General features: G+C 66.3%; 16 protein-coding genes. 15 read left to right on the top strand and 1 reads right to left on the bottom strand.

The features are described 5' to 3' along the window. Positions 1-82 precede the first annotated feature (82 nt). The 12 genes from odhB to C265_RS11005 all read left to right on the top strand — a co-directional run bounded on the left by odhB (position 83) and on the right by C265_RS11005 (position 12,247). Positions 83-1,333 carry a 2-oxoglutarate dehydrogenase complex dihydrolipoyllysine-residue succinyltransferase gene (gene odhB, locus C265_RS11060; protein ID WP_010809465.1) on the top strand — a complete coding sequence of 417 codons (1,251 nt, stop codon included), beginning with the start codon at positions 83-85 and terminating at the stop codon, positions 1,331-1,333. A gap of 102 nt (positions 1,334-1,435) precedes the next feature. Next, positions 1,436-2,860, top strand: a complete 1,425-nt coding sequence (gene lpdA, locus C265_RS11055) for a dihydrolipoyl dehydrogenase (RefSeq protein ID WP_010809466.1) — start codon at positions 1,436-1,438, stop codon at positions 2,858-2,860. Positions 2,861-2,950: 90 nt separating this feature from the next. Beyond that, complete coding sequence (gene zapE, locus C265_RS11050) at positions 2,951-4,048, top strand: cell division protein ZapE (protein WP_010809467.1); 1,098 nt, start codon at positions 2,951-2,953, stop codon at positions 4,046-4,048. Between the two features lie 105 nt (positions 4,049-4,153). Further along, complete coding sequence (locus tag C265_RS11045) at positions 4,154-6,721, top strand: heavy metal translocating P-type ATPase (protein ID WP_037024106.1); 2,568 nt, start codon at positions 4,154-4,156, stop codon at positions 6,719-6,721. A 3-nt stretch (positions 6,722-6,724) separates the two neighbouring features. Next, a complete protein-coding gene (ccoS, locus tag C265_RS11040; protein WP_010809469.1) occupies positions 6,725-6,871 on the top strand; it encodes a cbb3-type cytochrome oxidase assembly protein CcoS in 147 nt (48 codons plus the stop codon). 155 nt (positions 6,872-7,026) lie between these two features. After that, complete coding sequence (ccoN, locus tag C265_RS11035) at positions 7,027-8,475, top strand: cytochrome-c oxidase, cbb3-type subunit I (protein ID WP_010809470.1); 1,449 nt, start codon at positions 7,027-7,029, stop codon at positions 8,473-8,475. Positions 8,476-8,493: 18 nt separating this feature from the next. Further along, positions 8,494-9,156, top strand: coding sequence for a cytochrome-c oxidase, cbb3-type subunit II (gene ccoO / locus C265_RS11030; protein ID WP_010809471.1), 663 nt, complete (start codon positions 8,494-8,496; stop codon positions 9,154-9,156). A gap of 3 nt (positions 9,157-9,159) precedes the next feature. Continuing rightward, positions 9,160-9,324 (top strand): cytochrome oxidase, encoded by a 165-nt coding sequence (locus C265_RS11025; RefSeq protein WP_010809472.1) that lies wholly within the window; start codon positions 9,160-9,162, stop codon positions 9,322-9,324. A gap of 2 nt (positions 9,325-9,326) precedes the next feature. After that, on the top strand, positions 9,327-10,244 hold the full coding sequence (gene ccoP, locus C265_RS11020) for a cytochrome-c oxidase, cbb3-type subunit III (protein WP_010809473.1): 918 nt from the start codon (positions 9,327-9,329) through the stop codon (positions 10,242-10,244). A 49-nt stretch (positions 10,245-10,293) separates the two neighbouring features. Beyond that, entirely contained in the window at positions 10,294-11,766 is a 1,473-nt protein-coding gene (ccoG, locus tag C265_RS11015; RefSeq protein WP_010809474.1) for a cytochrome c oxidase accessory protein CcoG, read from the top strand. Between the two features lie 29 nt (positions 11,767-11,795). Next, positions 11,796-12,005 carry a membrane protein gene (locus C265_RS11010; RefSeq protein WP_011615606.1) on the top strand — a complete coding sequence of 70 codons (210 nt, stop codon included), beginning with the start codon at positions 11,796-11,798 and terminating at the stop codon, positions 12,003-12,005. Continuing rightward, a complete protein-coding gene (locus C265_RS11005; RefSeq protein ID WP_010809476.1) occupies positions 12,002-12,247 on the top strand; it encodes a hypothetical protein in 246 nt (81 codons plus the stop codon). The genes C265_RS11010 and C265_RS11005 overlap by 4 nt, the downstream gene beginning before the upstream one ends. 63 nt (positions 12,248-12,310) lie before the next feature. On the opposite strand, the gene fnr is transcribed toward C265_RS11005, so the two are convergent. Then, positions 12,311-13,036, bottom strand: a complete 726-nt coding sequence (gene fnr, locus C265_RS11000; protein ID WP_010809477.1) for a fumarate/nitrate reduction transcriptional regulator Fnr — start codon at positions 13,034-13,036, stop codon at positions 12,311-12,313. A gap of 78 nt (positions 13,037-13,114) precedes the next feature. Between fnr and C265_RS10995 the strand changes: the two genes are divergently transcribed. From C265_RS10995 to rluB, 3 genes are all read left to right on the top strand, one after another. Beyond that, a complete protein-coding gene (locus tag C265_RS10995; protein ID WP_010809478.1) occupies positions 13,115-13,873 on the top strand; it encodes a sulfite exporter TauE/SafE family protein in 759 nt (252 codons plus the stop codon). Positions 13,874-14,441: 568 nt separating this feature from the next. Then, the gene (gene scpB / locus C265_RS10990; RefSeq protein ID WP_010809479.1) at positions 14,442-15,296 is read left to right on the top strand and encodes an SMC-Scp complex subunit ScpB; all 855 of its coding nucleotides are present in this window, start codon (positions 14,442-14,444) and stop codon (positions 15,294-15,296) included. A gap of 5 nt (positions 15,297-15,301) precedes the next feature. Further along, the gene (rluB, locus tag C265_RS10985; protein ID WP_037024104.1) at positions 15,302-17,191 is read left to right on the top strand and encodes a 23S rRNA pseudouridine(2605) synthase RluB; all 1,890 of its coding nucleotides are present in this window, start codon (positions 15,302-15,304) and stop codon (positions 17,189-17,191) included. The last annotated feature ends 251 nt before the right edge of the window (positions 17,192-17,442 follow it).

Genomic DNA, 17,442 nt, shown 5'->3' with positions numbered 1-17,442 from the left:
GCAGCTACGGCGGCGCGCGCAGACGGCCGCCGTGGCATAGCCAGCATAAAGACAACACGCATAACACGAGGAATTCACAACCATGGCTATCGTTGACGTCAAGGTTCCGCAGCTCTCCGAATCGGTCGCCGAAGCGACCATGCTCAACTGGAAGAAGAAGCCGGGCGAGGCTGTTGCACAGGACGAAATCCTGATCGAGATCGAAACCGACAAGGTCGTGCTGGAAGTGCCGGCCCCGTCGGCTGGTGTCCTGTCGATTATCGTCAAGAACGACGGCGACACCGTCGTGGCCGATGAGATCATCGCCAAGATCGACACCGAAGCCACCGCTGGCGCCGCCGCACCGGCTGCTGCCGCTCCGGCACCTGCCGCCGCTGCCCCGGCACCTGCCGCTGCTGTCGCCGCTCCGGCCGCCGCAGGTGGTGTGGCGATGCCGTCGGCTGCCAAGCTGATGGCAGAAGCCGGCCTGTCGGCTGGCCAGGTTGCAGGCACCGGCAAGGACGGCCGCATCACCAAGGGTGACGCGCTGGCCGCTGCTGCTGCCCCGGCCGCCAAGGCTGCTCCGGCTCCGGCTGCCGCCAAGCCGGCGCTGCAGCAGGTTTCGGCCCCGGTTGACTTTGCCGCGCTGGGCGACCGCCCGGAAGAGCGCGTGCCGATGAGCCGTCTGCGCGCCCGTATCGCCGAGCGCCTGCTGCAATCGCAATCGACCAACGCCATCCTCACCACCTTCAATGAAGTGAACATGAAGCCGGTGATGGACCTGCGCAACAAGTACAAGGACCGCTTCGAGAAGGAACACGGCGTCAAGCTGGGCTTCATGTCGTTCTTCGTCAAGGCCGCGGTGCACGCGCTGAAGAAGTTCCCGCTGATCAATGCTTCGATCGACGGCAACGACATTGTCTACCACGGCTACTTCGACATCGGCATCGCCGTGGGTTCGCCGCGTGGCCTGGTGGTGCCCATCCTGCGCAATGCCGACCAGATGAGCCTGGCCGACATCGAGAAGAAGATTGCCGAGTTCGGCGTCAAGGCCCGTGACGGCAAGCTGTCGCTGGAAGAACTGACCGGCGGTACCTTCTCGATCTCCAACGGCGGCGTGTTCGGTTCGATGCTGTCGACCCCGATCATCAACCCGCCGCAATCGGCCATCCTGGGCGTGCACGCCACCAAGGACCGCCCGGTGGTGGAAGACGGCCAGATCGTGATCCGCCCGATGAACTACCTGGCGATGTCTTATGACCACCGCATCATCGACGGCCGTGAAGCCGTGCTGGGCCTGGTGGCCATGAAGGACGCGCTGGAAGATCCGGCCCGCCTGCTGCTGGACCTGTAATTAACGGTCCCCCCGCGCACGCCTGCCGTGCGCGGGGCGCGCTTCCCCCGTGATGAAGGCGCGCCGGCACAAGCTGTCGCCGGCGCCCACAAAGGAATTTCCATGAGCAAACAATTCGACGTGCTGGTGATCGGCGCCGGCCCCGGCGGCTACATCGCCGCCATCCGCGCCGGCCAGCTGGGCCTGAACGTGGCCTGCTGCGAAGGCAATCCGTATGACGATCCCAAGGGCGAAGCCCGCCTGGGCGGCACCTGTCTGAACGTGGGCTGCATCCCCTCCAAGGCGCTGCTGGCTTCCTCGGAGGAGTTCGAGAACGTCCAGCACCACCTGGGCGACCACGGCATCACCGTGGGCGACGTCAAGGTCGACGTGGCCAAGATGCTCAAGCGCAAGGACGACATCGTTGGCAAGATGACCAAGGGCATCGAGTTCCTGTTCCGCAAGAACAAGGTGACGCTGCTCAAGGGCTACGGCAAGTTCGTCGGCAAGAGCGCCGAGGGCTTCCAGGTCGACGTTGCCGGTGAAGTCGTGACCGCCAAGCAGGTCATCATCGCCACCGGTTCGAAGGCTCGCCACCTGCCGGGCATCAAGGTCGACAATGACCTGGTCAGCGATAACGAGGGCGCGCTCAAGTTCCCCGCAGTGCCGAAGAAGCTGGGCGTGATCGGTGCCGGCGTGATCGGCCTGGAACTGGGCTCGGTGTGGCGCCGCCTGGGCTCCGATGTGACCGTGCTGGAAGCGCTGCCCGCGTTTCTGGGCGCCGCCGACGAAGGCGTGGCCAAGGAAGCGCAGAAGCAGCTGACCAAGCAGGGCCTGAAGTTCAGCCTCGGCGTGAACGTCAACGAAGTGACGACCGGCAAGAACGGCGTGACCGTCAAGTACACCGACAAGGACGGCAAGGCGCAGACCCTGGAGGTCGATCGCCTGATCGTGTCGGTTGGCCGCGTGCCCAATACCGACAACCTGGGCCTGGACGCCGTCGGCCTGGCCGCGGACCAGCGCGGCTTCATCGAGGTGGACGACCACTGCGCCACTAAGGTGCCGGGCCTGTGGGCCATCGGCGACGTGGTGCGCGGCCCGATGCTGGCGCACAAGGCCGAGGACGAAGGCGTGGCCGTGGCCGAGCGCATCGCCGGCCAGAAGCCGCATATCGACTACAACTGCGTTCCGTGGGTGATCTACACCTTCCCGGAAATCGCATGGGTAGGCAAGACCGAAGCCCAGCTCAAGGCCGAAGGCCGCGAGTACAAGGCCGGCCAGTTCCCGTTCATGGCCAACGGCCGTGCACTGGGCATGGGCCACGCCGACGGCTTCGTCAAGATGCTGGCCGACGCCAAGACCGACGAGATCCTGGGCGTGCACATCGTTGCCGCCAACGCCTCGGACCTGATCGCCGAAGCCGTGGTGGCGATGGAGTTCAAGGCCGCCAGCGAGGATATCGGCCGCGTCTGCCACCCGCACCCGTCGATGTCGGAAGTCATGCGCGAAGCCGCGCTGGCCGTCGACAAGCGTCAGCTTAATATGTAAGGCGCATGCTTCGCATTGCCTGAGTACCGGCGCGCCGCATCCGCGGCGCGCCGTTTTCACTTGCGGCCCGTGCCGCAGGAACCCGTCAGCATGAACGTCACCGAGTACTACGAGAAGGAACTGAAGGAGCGCGGCTACCAGTCCGACGAAGCGCAATTGCGTGCCGTGGCCCGGCTGCAGCAGTGCTACGACGAATGGGTGGCCTACAAGAGCCGCCGCAACAATGCGCTGAAGAAGCTGCTGGTCCGTCCCGACGTGCCCAAGGGCGTCTACCTGTGGGGTGGGGTGGGGCGCGGCAAGTCCTTCCTGATGGACAGCTTCTATACCTGCGTGCCGGTGGTGCGCAAGACGCGGCTGCATTTCCATGAGTTCATGCGCGAGGTCCATCGCCAGCTCGAAGAGCTGCGCGGCCGTCCCGATCCGCTGGATGAGCTGGCCAGACGCATCGCGCGCCGCTTCCGGCTGATCTGCTTCGATGAATTCCACGTCAGCGACGTCGCCGACGCGATGATCCTGCATCGGCTGCTGCAGCAGATGTTCGAGAACGGCGTGCAGTTCGTGATGACCTCCAACTACCGCCCGGACCTGCTGTATCCGGATGGCCTGCACCGCGACCGCGTGCTGCCGGCCATCGCGCTGCTGCAGCAGAAGCTCGACGTGCTCAACGTCGACGCGGGCATCGACTATCGCAAGCGCGCGCTGGAGCAGGTGCAGGCGTACCACACGCCGCTCGGCGCCAAGGCCAGTTCCGCGCTGCGCGACGCCTTCACCTCGATCGCCGGCGTGGCCGACGAGTCGCCGCTGCTGCATATCGAGCATCGCGAGTTGCGTGCGCTGCGCAAGGCCAACGGCGTGGTGTGGTTCGACTTTGCCACGCTGTGCGGCGGCCCGCGCTCACAGAACGACTACCTGGAGCTGGCGTCCCAGTTCCACACCGTGATCCTGTCCGACGTGCCGCGCATGACGCCGCGCATGTCGTCCGAGGCACGCCGCTTCACCTGGCTGATCGATGTCTTCTACGACCACAAGGTCAAGCTGCTGATGTCGGCGGAAGTGCCCGCGGACGAACTCTACACCGAAGGCCAGATGGCCAATGAGTTCCATCGGACCGTATCGCGCATCATCGAGATGCAATCGCGCGAATACCTGGAATCCGAGCGCCGCACCATGGATACCACGCTCACCTGAGCGTTGTTTTCCGGCCCGGCGCGACGATTGCCGGGCCGCATTGACCTATATCAAGGTCGATTCGGGGGCCCGCATATACCCTCCATCGGGTAGAAAAAGGTTCCCATGTCGTCGCCCCCAGTCACCAGTCCTTCAGCCAGCTTACTGGCACCATACCCGCCGTCCGCGCTCCGTGATGCCTTGGGCCCGGCTGCCGACGCCGGTGCGCGGCTGGCCTGCTTCCATTGCGGCCTGCCCGTCACGGACACCGAGCCGCTTGCCGCCGAGCTGGACGGCAGCCGCCGGGTGTTCTGCTGCGGCGGTTGCCAGGCATTGGCGCAGACCCTCCATGCGGCCGGCTTTGCGCACCTGTACGGGGATGAAGCCCGCTTCGCCCGCCCCATCGACGACGACGCCCGTCGCGAGGCCGAACCGATCTGGGCCGCCTACGACACCCCTGAGTTGCGCGCCCAGTTTGTCCGCCCGCTGGACAGCGGCCGCGCCGAGATCACGCTGGCGCCAGAGAACATCCGCTGTGCCGCTTGCGCGTGGCTGATCGAACAGCACCTGAGCCGCCAGCCGGGCGTTGAGTCCGCGGTCGCCAATGTCGCCACGCGGCGCGTGGTGGTGCGCTGGCGCGATGGCGCCCAGACGGTGGCGGGGCTGCTGGCCGCGCTGGCTGGCATCGGCTACATGGCCTGGCCGTTCGAAGTCTCGCGCACCGACCAGCAGGACCGCCGCGCGCGCCGCGGGCTGCTGATGCGCATGGCGGTGGCCATGCTCGGCATGATGCAGGTCATGATGTATGCGTGGCCGATCTACACGCACGAGGCCACCATCGACCCTGGCCAGCTCCAGCTGATGCGCTGGGCCAGCTTCGCCCTGACGCTGCCGGTGGTGTTCTATGCCGCCTCGCCGATCTTTGCCGGTGCCTGGCGCAGCCTGCGCCAGCGCCACATGGGTATGGACGTGCCGGTGGCGATCGGCATCGGCGCCGGCTTTGCCGCCAGCGCGCTGGCCACGGTGCGCGGAGTGGGTGAGGTGTATTTCGATTCGGTGACGATGTTCGTCGCCTTCCTGCTGCTGGCCCGCTACCTGGAACTGCGCGTGCGCCAGGCCTCGCGCAGCGGCGCCGAGATGCTGGCGCGCCAGCTGCCGGCCACCTGCGAACGGCTGGTCGCGACGGGTGAGGCCGGCGAGCGTGTGCCGGTCGCGCGCCTGCGTGCGGGCGATCTGATCCGCGTCAAGGCCGGCGAGATCGTTCCCGCCGATGGCGCCGTGGTGGCGGGCGCGAGCGAACTCGACGAATCCATGCTGACCGGCGAGAGCCGCCCGGTGCGCCGCGCCGCCGGCGAGACCGTGCTGGCCGGCAGCTTCAATACGGCAAGCCCGCTCGAACTGCGGATCACGCGCGTCGGCGCCGGCACCCGCCTGGCCGAGATCGTCGCGGTGCTGGACCGCGCGCTGGCTGAAAAGCCGCGCCTTGCCACGCTGGCCGACCGCGTCGCGGGCTGGTTCGTGGCGACGCTGCTGGGGCTGGCGGCGCTGACCGGGCTGGTATGGGGCCTCTGGATCGATCCGTCGCGCGCCTTGCTGGTGACGATTGCGGTGCTGGTGGTCAGTTGCCCGTGCGCCTTGTCGCTGGCCACGCCGGCCGCGCTGGCCGCGGCCGGTGCGGCGCTGTCGCGCCGCGGCGTGCTGCTGACACGCGGCCACGCGCTGGAGACGCTGGCGCGCGTCACCGACGTGGTGCTCGACAAGACCGGCACGCTGACCGAAGGGCGCTTTGCCGTGGCCGCGGTCGAGCCGCTGGCTGACGCCGATCGGACCCGATGCCAGGCGCTGGCCACCGCGATGGAGCGCGGTGGCGAACATCCGATCGCGCGCGCGCTGGTGGCCGCGGCGCAGGGTAACTCCGGCATGTCGCTCCAGGTGTCCGACATGCGCAACGTCCCGGGTCAGGGCCTGGAGGCGATCGTCGATGGCCAACGCCTGCGGCTCGGCCGCGCCGACTTTGTCGCGGCGCTGGCGCCCGACAGCGGCCAGGCACCGGACACCTGGCGCAGCGACGCGGACCATCCTGGCGCCACCGTGGTGTGGCTGGGCGCGCCAGCGGGTCCGCTGGCGCGCTTCGTCCTGGCCGATGTGGAGCGGACGCAGACGCCGCAGTTGCTCGTGCGGCTGCGTGAACTTGGCGTGCGCTGCCACCTGGTATCGGGCGATCACGCCGAAGCGGTCCACTGGTGGGCGTCGCACTTCGGCATAGCCTGCGTAGCCGGCGCGGTCACCCCGGAAGGCAAGCGCGACTACGTCGCGCGGCTGCAGCAGGGCGGGGCGGTGGTGCTGGCCGTGGGCGATGGCATCAACGATGCGCCGGTGCTGGCGCAGGCCCAGGTGTCGATCGCCATCGGCAGCGGCGCGCCGCTGGCCCAGGCCGGTGCGGACGCGGTGCTGACGCACGGCGGCGTGGCCGAGATCGCCACCGCACTGGCGGTGTCGCGCCGGACGCGCCGGGTGGTGCGCCAGAACCTGGGCTGGGCCTTCTTCTACAACGTCGTGGCCATCCCGCTCGCAGCGACGGGGCTGGTCACGGCCTGGATGGCCGGCATCGGCATGTCGCTGTCGTCGTTGCTGGTAGTGGCCAATGCCTGGCGCCTGCTGCGCGCCGGCAAGCCGCGCCACAAGGGAGTCTGACAGATGGAAACGCTTTACCTGCTGGTGCCGATGAGCCTGGTGCTTGTCGTGGTCATCGCGGGCGCGCTGTGGTGGGCCCTCCATGCCGGGCAGTACGACGACCTGGACCGGCCCGCCGAATCGATCCTGCTGGACAACGACAAGCCATGAACCCGCCGCGCGGCGCGCCCTCCGACCGGGGCCCAGCACGCAGGTTCCATGCATGCCCTGAGCGACTTGATAAAGATCAACGCACACGCAGCATGGTTTTTCTAAAGTCACACTGTCAGTAGGTTTTTTCTTTTCTCTAAGCTTTGGGGGTCTGAATGGATGTCACTGCCGCGTCTTCACGCGTCGACACCTTCAATTACGGCGTCGTAAGACAGTTCGCTGTCATGACGGTAGTCTGGGGGATCGTCGGCATGGCCGTCGGCGTGCTGCTGGCAGCACAGCTGATCTGGCCCGAACTCAACTTCAACACACCCTGGCTGTCGTTTGGCCGGCTGCGGCCGTTGCATACCAATGCGGTGATCTTCGCCTTCGGCGGCAGCGCGCTGTTCGCGACCTCGTACTACGTGGTCCAGCGCACCTGCCAGGCCCGCCTGTTCTGCGGCCCGCTGGCCGCGTTCACGTTCTGGGGCTGGCAACTGGTCATCGTCGCCGCCGCCATCACGCTGCCGCTGGGGATCACCAGCTCCAAGGAATACGCGGAACTGGAATGGCCGATCGACCTGCTGATCACCGCGGTCTGGGTGGCCTACGCGATCGTGTTCTTCGGCACCATCGTCAAGCGCAAGACCCGGCATATCTACGTCGCCAACTGGTTCTTCGGCGCCTACATCCTGACCATCGCGCTGCTGCACATCGTCAACAACATCGAGATGCCGGTGTCGCTGTGGAAGTCCTACTCGGCCTATGCCGGCGTGCAGGACGCGATGATCCAGTGGTGGTACGGCCATAACGCCGTGGGCTTCTTCCTGACCACCAGCTTCCTGGGGATGATGTACTACTTCATTCCCAAGCAGGCCGAGCGCCCGATCTACTCCTACCGCCTGTCCATCGTCCACTTCTGGGCGCTGAATTTCACCTACATGTGGGCCGGCCCGCACCACCTGCAGTACACCGCGCTGCCGGACTGGGCACAGTCGCTGGGCATGGTGTTCTCGCTGATCCTGCTGGCGCCGTCGTGGGGCGGCATGATCAACGGCATCATGACCCTGTCGGGGGCCTGGCACAAGCTGCGCACCGACCCCATCCTGAAGTTCCTGGTGGTGGCGCTGTCGTTCTACGGCATGGCCACGTTCGAAGGCTCGATGATGTCGATCAAGACCGTCAACGCGCTCTCGCACTACACGGACTGGACCATCGGTCACGTGCACTCGGGCGCGCTGGGCTGGGTCGCGATGATCTCGATCGGCTCGCTCTACTACCTGATTCCGCGTCTGTTCGGCGAGAAGCAGATGTACAGCGTCCGGCTGATCGAGTGGCACTTCTGGATCGCGACCATTGGCGTGGTGCTGTATATCGCCTCGATGTGGATCGCCGGGGTGATGGAAGGCCTGATGTGGCGCGCCACGCAGCCTGACGGCACGCTGACCTATGCCTTCGTCGAAGCGGTCAAGGCCAAGTACCCGTTCTACCTGATTCGCTTGCTGGGTGGCCTGTGCTTCCTGTCCGGCATGCTGCTGATGGCCTACAACGTGCTCAAGACCATTGTCGGCAAGCCCGCCGTGGATGCGCCGATTCCGGCCAGCATCACTGCCTCTGCCCACTGATCAATCCAGGATAGAAAGATGTCCGACAAACAACGCTTCTTTTCCCACGAAACGCTGGAGAAGAACATCGGCTGGCTGATCATCTGCACGATCCTCGTGGTCAGCATTGCGGGTCTGGTCCAGATCGTGCCGCTGTTCTTCCAGCACTCCACCACCGAGCCGGATCCGGGCATCACCCCGTATTCGCCGCTGCGGCTGATGGGCCGCGATATCTATATCCGTGAAGGCTGCGTCGGCTGCCACTCGCAGCAGGTCCGCACGCTGCAGGCCGAGACCGAGCGCTACGGCCACTTCTCCACGGCGGGCGAGTCGGTCTACGACCACCCGTTCCTGTGGGGCTCCAAGCGCACCGGTCCCGACCTGGCGCGCGTGGGCGGGCGCTACTCGGATGACTGGCAGCGCATCCACCTGCGCAATCCGCGCGACGTGGTGCCGGAATCCGTGATGCCATCGTACCCGTGGCTGGAAAAGGCCGAGCTGCCCACCAACGACATCCAGGCCCGCATGCGCGCGCTGGTGCGCCTGGGCGTGCCGTACACGGATGCCGAGATCGCCAAGGCACCGGACGAGCTCAAGGGCAAGACCGAAGAAGATGCGCTGGTTGCCTACCTGCAAGGCCTGGGCACCAACCGCCGCAACGTCCGCGTGGATTCCGCCGCGGCTGCGGCACCCAAGGAGTAAGCCATGGCCATGATCACTGCCATTGCGACCGTCGTGTCGATGGTCGTCTTCCTGGGGATCTGCTGGTGGGCCTGGTCCGCCGGCCGGCAGGCCGCTAACCGGGAATCCGCCATGCTGCCGTTCGCGCTGCCTGACGAAACCACGACAACATCGAGCCGGAACACCTAGCCATGAGCGATTTCATTTCCGAATTCTGGAGTTATTACATTGCCGCTATCGCGCTCATCGGCATCGTCTGGTGCGTGTGGCTGCTGTTCTCGCAACGCAAGGTCGCCAAGACCGCCGGCGGCACTGAAGACACCGGCCATGTCTGGGACGGTGACCTGCGCGAGCTGAACAACCCGTTGCCGCGCTGGTGGATGTGGATGTTCCTGCTGGCCTGCATCTTCAGCCTGGCCTACCTGGTGCTGTATCCGGGACTGGGTTCGTATGCCGGCGTGCTGAAGTTCTCCACGCAGGGCGAACTTGCCGCGCACCGCGCGGCGCAGGAGAAAATGCAGAACGAGATCTACTCCAAGTACCTGAAGATGGACGTCAAGCAGGTGGCGGCGGATCCGCAGGCGCGCGAGATCGGCCAGCGCCTGTTCCTGAACTACTGCGCACAATGCCACGGCTCGGACGCGCGCGGCAGCCGCGGCTTTCCGAACCTGACAGACAGCGACTGGCTCTATGGTGGCGAACCCGACATCATCCAGCAGACCATCACCAAGGGCCGCAATGGCGTGATGCCGCCGTTTGCCGCGGCCATCGACGCCAAGCAGGCGGGCGACGTGGCGCAATACGTGCGCTCGCTGTCGGGCCTGTCGTCGGACCCGATCCGTGCGTCGCGTGGCGAGGGCGCCTTCAAGACGACCTGCGTGGCATGCCACGGCGCCGGCGGCAAGGGCAACCAGGCGCTCGGCGCGCCCAACCTGGCGGACAACGTCTGGCTGTATGGCAGCTCGGAAGGCAGTATCGTCGACGCAATCCTGAAGGGCCATAACAACCACATGCCTGCGCATGAGGAGATCCTGACGCCTGAACGCATCCGGATGCTGACGGCCTATGTCTGGGGTCTGTCCAATACTGGGGGCGGAGCCGGGCAATGACCGACGACTCATGTGAGCGGGCGCTGGCAGCTCGCGGGAGAGCATGCCCATGAACGCACCCGGGACCGAAGAAATGGCCCGGGCGGCCGACCTGCAACGGTCGGCCGCTGCGCCGGGCGAGACCTCTGACGAAACGCTCTACGAGGTCCGCCGCAAGATCTACCCGCGCTCGGTGACGGGCGCATTCTCCAGCTGGCGGGTCTGGCTGGTGATCCTGACCCAGCTGATCTACTACGGCACGCCCTGGCTCCAATGGAATGGCCGCCAGGCCGTGCTGTTTGACCTTGGCGAGCGCAAGTTCTACATCTTCGGGCTGGTGCTGTGGCCGCAGGACGTCATCTACCTGGCGGTGCTGCTGGTCATCTCGGCGCTGGCGCTGTTCCTGTTCACGGCGATCGCGGGGCGGCTGTTCTGCGGCTATGCCTGTCCGCAGACGGTCTACACCGAGATCTTCATGTGGATCGAGCGGCGGGTCGAAGGCGACCGCATCGCCCGCATCCGGCTCGATGGCGATCCGTGGAGCCTGCGCAAGTTCCGTCTCAAGGCGACCAAGCACTTCCTGTGGGTGCTGATTGCGCTCTGGACCGGCTTTACCTTCATCGGCTATTTCGCACCGATCCGCGAACTGGGCGGCGAGGTGCTCAGCCTGTCGCTGGGGCCGTGGCAGTCGTTCTGGATGCTGTTCTACGCGTTCGCCACCTGGGGCAATGCGGGCTTCATGCGCGAGCAGGTGTGCAAGTACATGTGCCCGTATGCGCGTTTCCAGAGCGTGATGGTGGATCGCGATACCTATGTCGTGACCTACGACGTCGGCCGCGGCGAGCCGCGCGGAAGCCGGTCGCGCAAGACCGACCACCACAAGGCGGGGCTTGGCGACTGCGTCAACTGCAGCATCTGCGTGCAGGTGTGCCCGACGGGCATCGATATCCGCGACGGCCTGCAGTACGAGTGCATCGGCTGCGGCGCCTGCATCGACGCCTGCGACCAGGTCATGGACAAGATGGAATATCCGCGCGGCCTGATCCGGTACACCTCGGAAAACGCGATGCGCAAGGGCTTGTCCGCGGCGGCATCACGCAAGCGCCTGCTGCGCCCGCGCGTGGTCATTTATTCCGTGATCTGGGTGGCGTTGCTGGCCGGGTTCATGGCTTCGATCGCGCTGCGCACGCCGCTGAAGGTCGACATCATCCGCGACCGTGGTGCGCTCGGCCGTGAAGTGGAAGGCCGCTGGATCGAGAATGTCTATCGCCTGCAGCTGATCAACACCACCGAAGCGCCGATGCAGATCAGCGTGCGCGCCGACAGCGACGAACTGAAGAACCTGACCGTGGAATACGACAAGCAGGCCGAATCGCTGGCGCCGACGTCCAACCGGTTGCTGCCGATCCGGATCCGCGTGCCGATCGAGGCCGCGGCGCAGGGCACGCACAAGATCAACGTGACGGTGACGAGCGAAGGCACGGAGCGGGGGCATGCCGAAATCCGGCAATCCACCAGTTTCATCGTGCCGCGCGATTTGTGAAGCTAGGTCGTCAAGATGAAGGGGGCAAGATGAGTCAGCAAGGCAATCCGTGGTGGAAGGAGCCGTGGCCGTGGCTGTTGATGAGCGGCCCGCTGGTGGCGATGGTGGCGTGTGGCGTGACGATCTGGCTGGCATCCACGCATCCGGACATGCCGGTGCAGGGTGCAACGCGCCATGGCCTGGTGGTCGAGAAGGCCGACGCCGCGCCGCCCAAGGCTGCCGCTGTGAGGCAGCCATGAGGTTGCGCTGGCTGATGTGGGTACTCTGGCCGGCGTTCCTGATGGCCGGGTTCGCGACCGCGACGGTGTTTTCGGTGGTGGATCCCGGTGACCTGAACTTCTTCGGCCAGCCGATCGAAGCGTCCCGCGAATCGGTCTACACCGTTGGTTTCCTGATGGCCTGGGTGTTCTGCGCGTTGTCCAGCGGACTGACGCTCTACACCATGCCGACGCGGCTCAGCGATACCGACGAACTGGAATAAGCGGATCGGTGTGAGGTCTGCGCTGCCATGTCCGCATGCGGTACCTGGCAGCGCCTTGGCCGCTTAGCAGGAGCGGCTGTAGAGCTGCTTGATGCCGTCGATGTCCACGAGCTTGACGTGGCGCTGGCGAATCTGGATCAGGCCGGCTTCGGCAAAGCGGGAGAACAGGCGGCTGACGGTTTCGAGCTTCAGGCCCAGGTAGCTGCCGATCTCTTCGCGGCTCATGCGCATCACGAACTCGGACGCCGAATAGCCGCGTGCCGACAGGCGCTCAGAGAGGTTGATCAGGAAGGCGGCAAGCCGTTCCTCGGCGCGCATCGAGCCCAGCGTGACCAGCATCAGTTGGTCATGCGTGATTTCCTTGCCCATCAGGCGCAGGAACTGCTGCTGCAGCGACGGCAGGTCTGCCGACAGGGACTGCAACTCGCTCATGCGGACCACGCAGACTTCGGTGTCCTCCAGCGCGGCGGCATCGGAGGCATGCTGCATCTCGCCCAGCCCGTCGAGACCGACAATTTCGCCGGGCAGGTGGAAGCCGGTAATCTGCGAGCGGCCGTCTTCAGTGGTGACGTGGGTCTTGAGCGTGCCAAAGCGCACGGCATAGACCGCGGTGAGCGGATCGCCCATGCGATACAGGGTTTCACCCTTGTGCACACGGATGCGTTCCTGAACCAGCGTGTCCATCTTGGCGAGGTCTTGCTGCGACATGCCGACCGGAAGGCACAGCTGCCCCATCGCACAGGTGGAGCAGCGTGGTGACATCTCGGTAATGGGAATGGAGGTGAGCAATTGGAACCTGCTAGAAATGGCAGCGAGGGCGCGATAACGGCATTTTACCGTGCGATGTGATGTGGTAGGGAGTGAGAATTGACACTTGGCGTACTGATCAGCGTTTTTCTGCTGGCTTTGCTGGGCGGGGTCCACTGCGCCGCCATGTGCGGCGGCGTGGCGCTGGCCGTGGAGCAGCGTCACGGCGCGGCGGCGACGATCAGTCTGGTGCCCAGCCGTGCCGCCTGGCTCGGCGAGTTGCTGATAATGCACCTGGGCCGGATCTCGACCTATATGCTGCTTGGGGCCGCGCTAGGCGCGGTCGGTGCTTCGGCGTGGAAACAGGACTATCTGCCGGTGCAGCGCTGGCTGTTCGGCGCGGGCAGCGTCATGCTGCTGGGGTCGGGCTGGCGGTTGCTGCGCGGCAACACGTTTACCGTCGACTGGCTGGAGCGGCTGGCGTCGCGTGCCAGCGCAGCGGTGGCGCGCCGGCTGGGTGGCGTGGCACGCGGCATGCCGTCCTTTGTGCGCGCACGCGGCTGCCTGGCGCGGCGATACGGCGTGGGCCTGGCGTGGGGGCTGGTGCCGTGCGGCATGGTCTATGGGGCGCTCACGCTCGCGCTGCTGGCGGGCAATGCGGCGTCCGGCGCACTCGTGATGGGCGTGTTCGGGCTCGGCACACTGCCTAACCTGCTGGTGCTCTCCGGCCTGTCAGGCTATTTGCGTACGCTGTCGCGACGTCCCGGCGTGCGACTGGGGGCCGGCCTGGCGGTAATGGCGTTCGGCGGCCTTGGCATTGCGCGAGCGGTGCTGTTGCCACATTCGCTGGCCGAGCATGGATTCTGCCTGGTGTTCTGAGGCGCCGGCGCTGCGCCGGCAACGGATGATGGTTGCAGGCGGGGGCGGGAATGCCATACAATCGCCAACATTGCGGTATCGCGCGGTGTCTTGTGAGCCGCGGTAAGCAGCGGGCGAGCAGCGCCAGGCGGCCTTCATACCAGAAGGTGAGTTCAGGGCAGGGGAAGCGGAAGGTTTTCGATGCCCGTCCCGTCCCCACAGTCCATCCGGTTCAAAAGATCTGGTTCAAAAGTCCGGCTGGCACTGCGGTGTTGGCGATGCCGGCCTTGCTCCCGATACCCGTTTTTCTTGCGTCCGAGGCCTTCAGTTCGCTGACAGCGACGTCCGGTATGTGCGGACGCGCTACGCAAGAGGTTCGCTGGCTGGCCCATAACCGCATGCGAACGATCTCCTGCCGGAACGCCCGGCAACTCGATGCAAAGATAGGGAAGTGCACGGCTTGGATGCAGCAGGTATCCGGCTAGCTGCGCAATGAGATGGCGGTGGCTTTCGCACCGCTGTATCCAAAATCTCCGGTGCCCCGGATCCGTCCGGGAGCAGGTGCAAAGACAGGCTGCACACCATCAACATGAATACCCAAGAGGCGAAGATCGTCCTCGAGACGGCGCTGATCTGCGCGCAGGAACCGTTGCGCGTCAATGATCTGCGGCGGCTGTTTGACGACGACGTCGGCGCAGACACCATCCGCGTGCTGCTTGATGAACTGCGCCAGGACTGGCGGCCGCGCGGCGTGGAACTGGTGGCCCTGGCCAGCGGCTGGCGCTTCCAGAGCCGGCCGGAAATGCGTGAATACCTGGATCGGCTGAATCCAGAAAAGCCGCCAAAATATTCGCGCGCGGTGATGGAAACACTGGCGATCATTGCCTACCGGCAGCCGGTGACCCGCGGCGATATCGAGGAAATCCGCGGCGTGACGGTCAGCACGGAAGTCATCAAGAAGCTTGAGGACCGCAGCTGGATCGAGGTGATCGGACACCGCGACGTGCCGGGCAGGCCGGCGCTGTATGCGACCACCAAGGCGTTCCTGGACGATCTTGGCCTGCGTACGCTGGATGAGCTGCCGCCGCTGGAAGATGCCCAGGCGCAGGCGCAGGCAACCCTGCTGGAACAGCAGGCCATCAATTTTGAAGACCTGGCTGCAAACAAGGCGGCCAGCGCCGACGAAGAGGCTTTTGCCAACCCCGCCGCGCACGCGGCGGATGTGGCTGAAGCATCCGTCGCAAACGAAGCCGAGACGACCGGCCCGGTCGACCAGGGCGCCAATGGCTTTGACGCGCAACCGCTGCAAGCTGCAGCCGACGATGCCGCCGAGGCCGCTTCCACCGAACCAGCCGCACCCAATCCGGACGGGGCGCGGGGCGATTTGCCGGACAACGGCACCCCGCCGCACCCGAGCGAGCACGACGAGCGCGTGCCGAACTGAACAACATGCAACATCCGATAGTGAATATCTTGTCTGATTCCGTTGAGCAAGACACCCGCAATGCGGGCGCACCCGCCGACACCGGCGCCGCAGAACCCGGATCGGGCAGCGAAGCCGCGCCCCGCCGCAAGGGGCTGCGCCGCGGGCTGAGGAACCTGGTCGCATCGCGCCGCCAGGCACAGGACCGCGGCGAGGGCGCCGAAGGCGCCGGCGGCCAGGCCGATGCCGGTGAAGCGGGCGCCGCACAGGCGGCGGGCGGTGCGCGCGGTGGCCAGCGTGGCCGCGGCAAGCGCAAGACGGGGCAGGGCGAGGGTGGCCAGGGTAGCCAGGGCGGCCAGGGCACCAGCAAGGCAGAAAAGGTCGACCGTGCGGCCAGGGCCGAAGGCACCGACAAGCCTGAGCAGCCCGGCCGCAAGCGCAAGCCGGTCCAGCGCTCAGGCAAGGCGGCAGCGCCGGGCGAGGCGCAGGGTACCGGTGCGCGGCAGCAGGGCCGCCGCAAGGATGGCGGCAAGCCGCAGGCGCCCCGCAAGGGCCAGGGCGGCGGGGACAAGACCGCGGCGAGCAGCGAAGACCTGTTCCGCTTCGTGATCTCTGAGCAGTACGACAACGAAGACACCGTCATTCCGCGCACCAAGGCCAAGCCGGTGCGCGAGCTGTCGGCCGACGACGACGCGCCCAAGCTGCACAAGGTGCTGGCCGAGGGCGGGCTGGGCTCGCGCCGCGAGATGGAAGAACTGATCCTGCAGGGCCGCGTTTCGGTCAACGGCCTGCCGGCCCATATCGGCCAGCGCATCCTGCCGGCGGACCAGGTCCGCGTGAACGGCAAGCTGATCCACCGCAAGGTGTCGACCAAGCCGCCGCGCGTGCTGCTGTACCACAAGCCCGCCGGCGAGATCGTCAGCCAGTCCGATCCGGAAGGCCGTCCGACTGTGTTCGACAGCCTGCCGCGCATCAAGACCGGCAAATGGGTCGCGGTGGGCCGCCTGGACTTCAATACTGAAGGCCTGCTGATCTTCACCACCTCGGGTGACATTGCCAACCGTTTCATGCATCCGCGCTATGGCGTGGAGCGCGAGTACGCGGTGCGCACGCTGGGCGAGCTGGCCGAGGCCGACCGCCAGCGCCTGCTGCATGGCATCAAGCTCGATGACGGCGAGGCCAACTTCCTGCGCATTGCCGACGGCGGCGGTGAAGGCGTCAACCAGTGGTACCACGTGGCCCTGACCGAAGGCCGCAACCGTGAAGTGCGCCGCATGTTCGAGGCGGTCGGGCTGACCGTGTCGCGCCTGATCCGCACCCGCTACGGCCAGTTCCTGCTGCCGCGTGGCCTCAAGCGCGGCCGCTGGCAGGAAGTCGAGCCCAATGACGTCAAGGCGCTGATGGCCGGTGTCGGCCTGAAGGTGCCCGGCAAGGGCGAGCAGGTTCCCAAGGGCGCCACCAAGGTAGGCGGGCGCAAGCAGCGCACCGAAGCCGCGATTGCCGGCATGCCGATGCCCACGGGCATGGACGGCCTGCCGCGCTTCGACCAGGGCGGCGCCCGGGGCGGTAGCGGCGGCCGCAGCAGCCAGCCGGATCCGATGAAGACCTCGATGGGCTATATCACCCACGGGCCCACCTTGCTGACCTCGCACGCGGCCAGCCTGGGCGGCGGGCGCGGCACTGGCGCACGCCAGGGACGTGGTGGCGCCGGCATGGGCGGTATGGGTGGCATGCGCGGTCAGGGTGGCCAGGGCGGCCTGGGTGGGCAGGGTCAGGGCAAGCCGCGTCGCGGCGGCGGCGAAGCCAACGGCAATGTGATGCCGAAGGCGTCGAAGCCGGGCGGCAACCGTTCCCCGCGCGGCGGTAGTGGCGGTGGCGGCGGCAACCGTGGTGGCAACCGCGGCGGCAACCGATAAGCGCTGAATCCGGCGCATGGCGGGTTGAACGCCCGCCGGCGCCGGATTCAGTGCACGGAAATGTCTGGCTTTTGCCTTTTCGACATAATCCGCGTATAATTCAAGTCTATTCAAAAAGCCATCCTCGTCGAGGATGGGCGAATGATGGGCATTGCGCCCATTTTTTTTTGGTTCGCCCGTTTTTCGGTTCTCTCCGCTGGAGCGGGGGGATGGCGGACAGGCAGGGCTGCAGCAGGGTCGTCCCGGACGGC

The sequence above is a fragment of the Cupriavidus sp. GA3-3 genome, assembly GCF_000389805.1.
In the GTDB taxonomy this organism is placed as follows: Bacteria; Pseudomonadota; Gammaproteobacteria; order Burkholderiales; family Burkholderiaceae; genus Cupriavidus; species Cupriavidus necator_D.
This window is presented reverse-complemented; position numbering and strand designations above follow the sequence as displayed.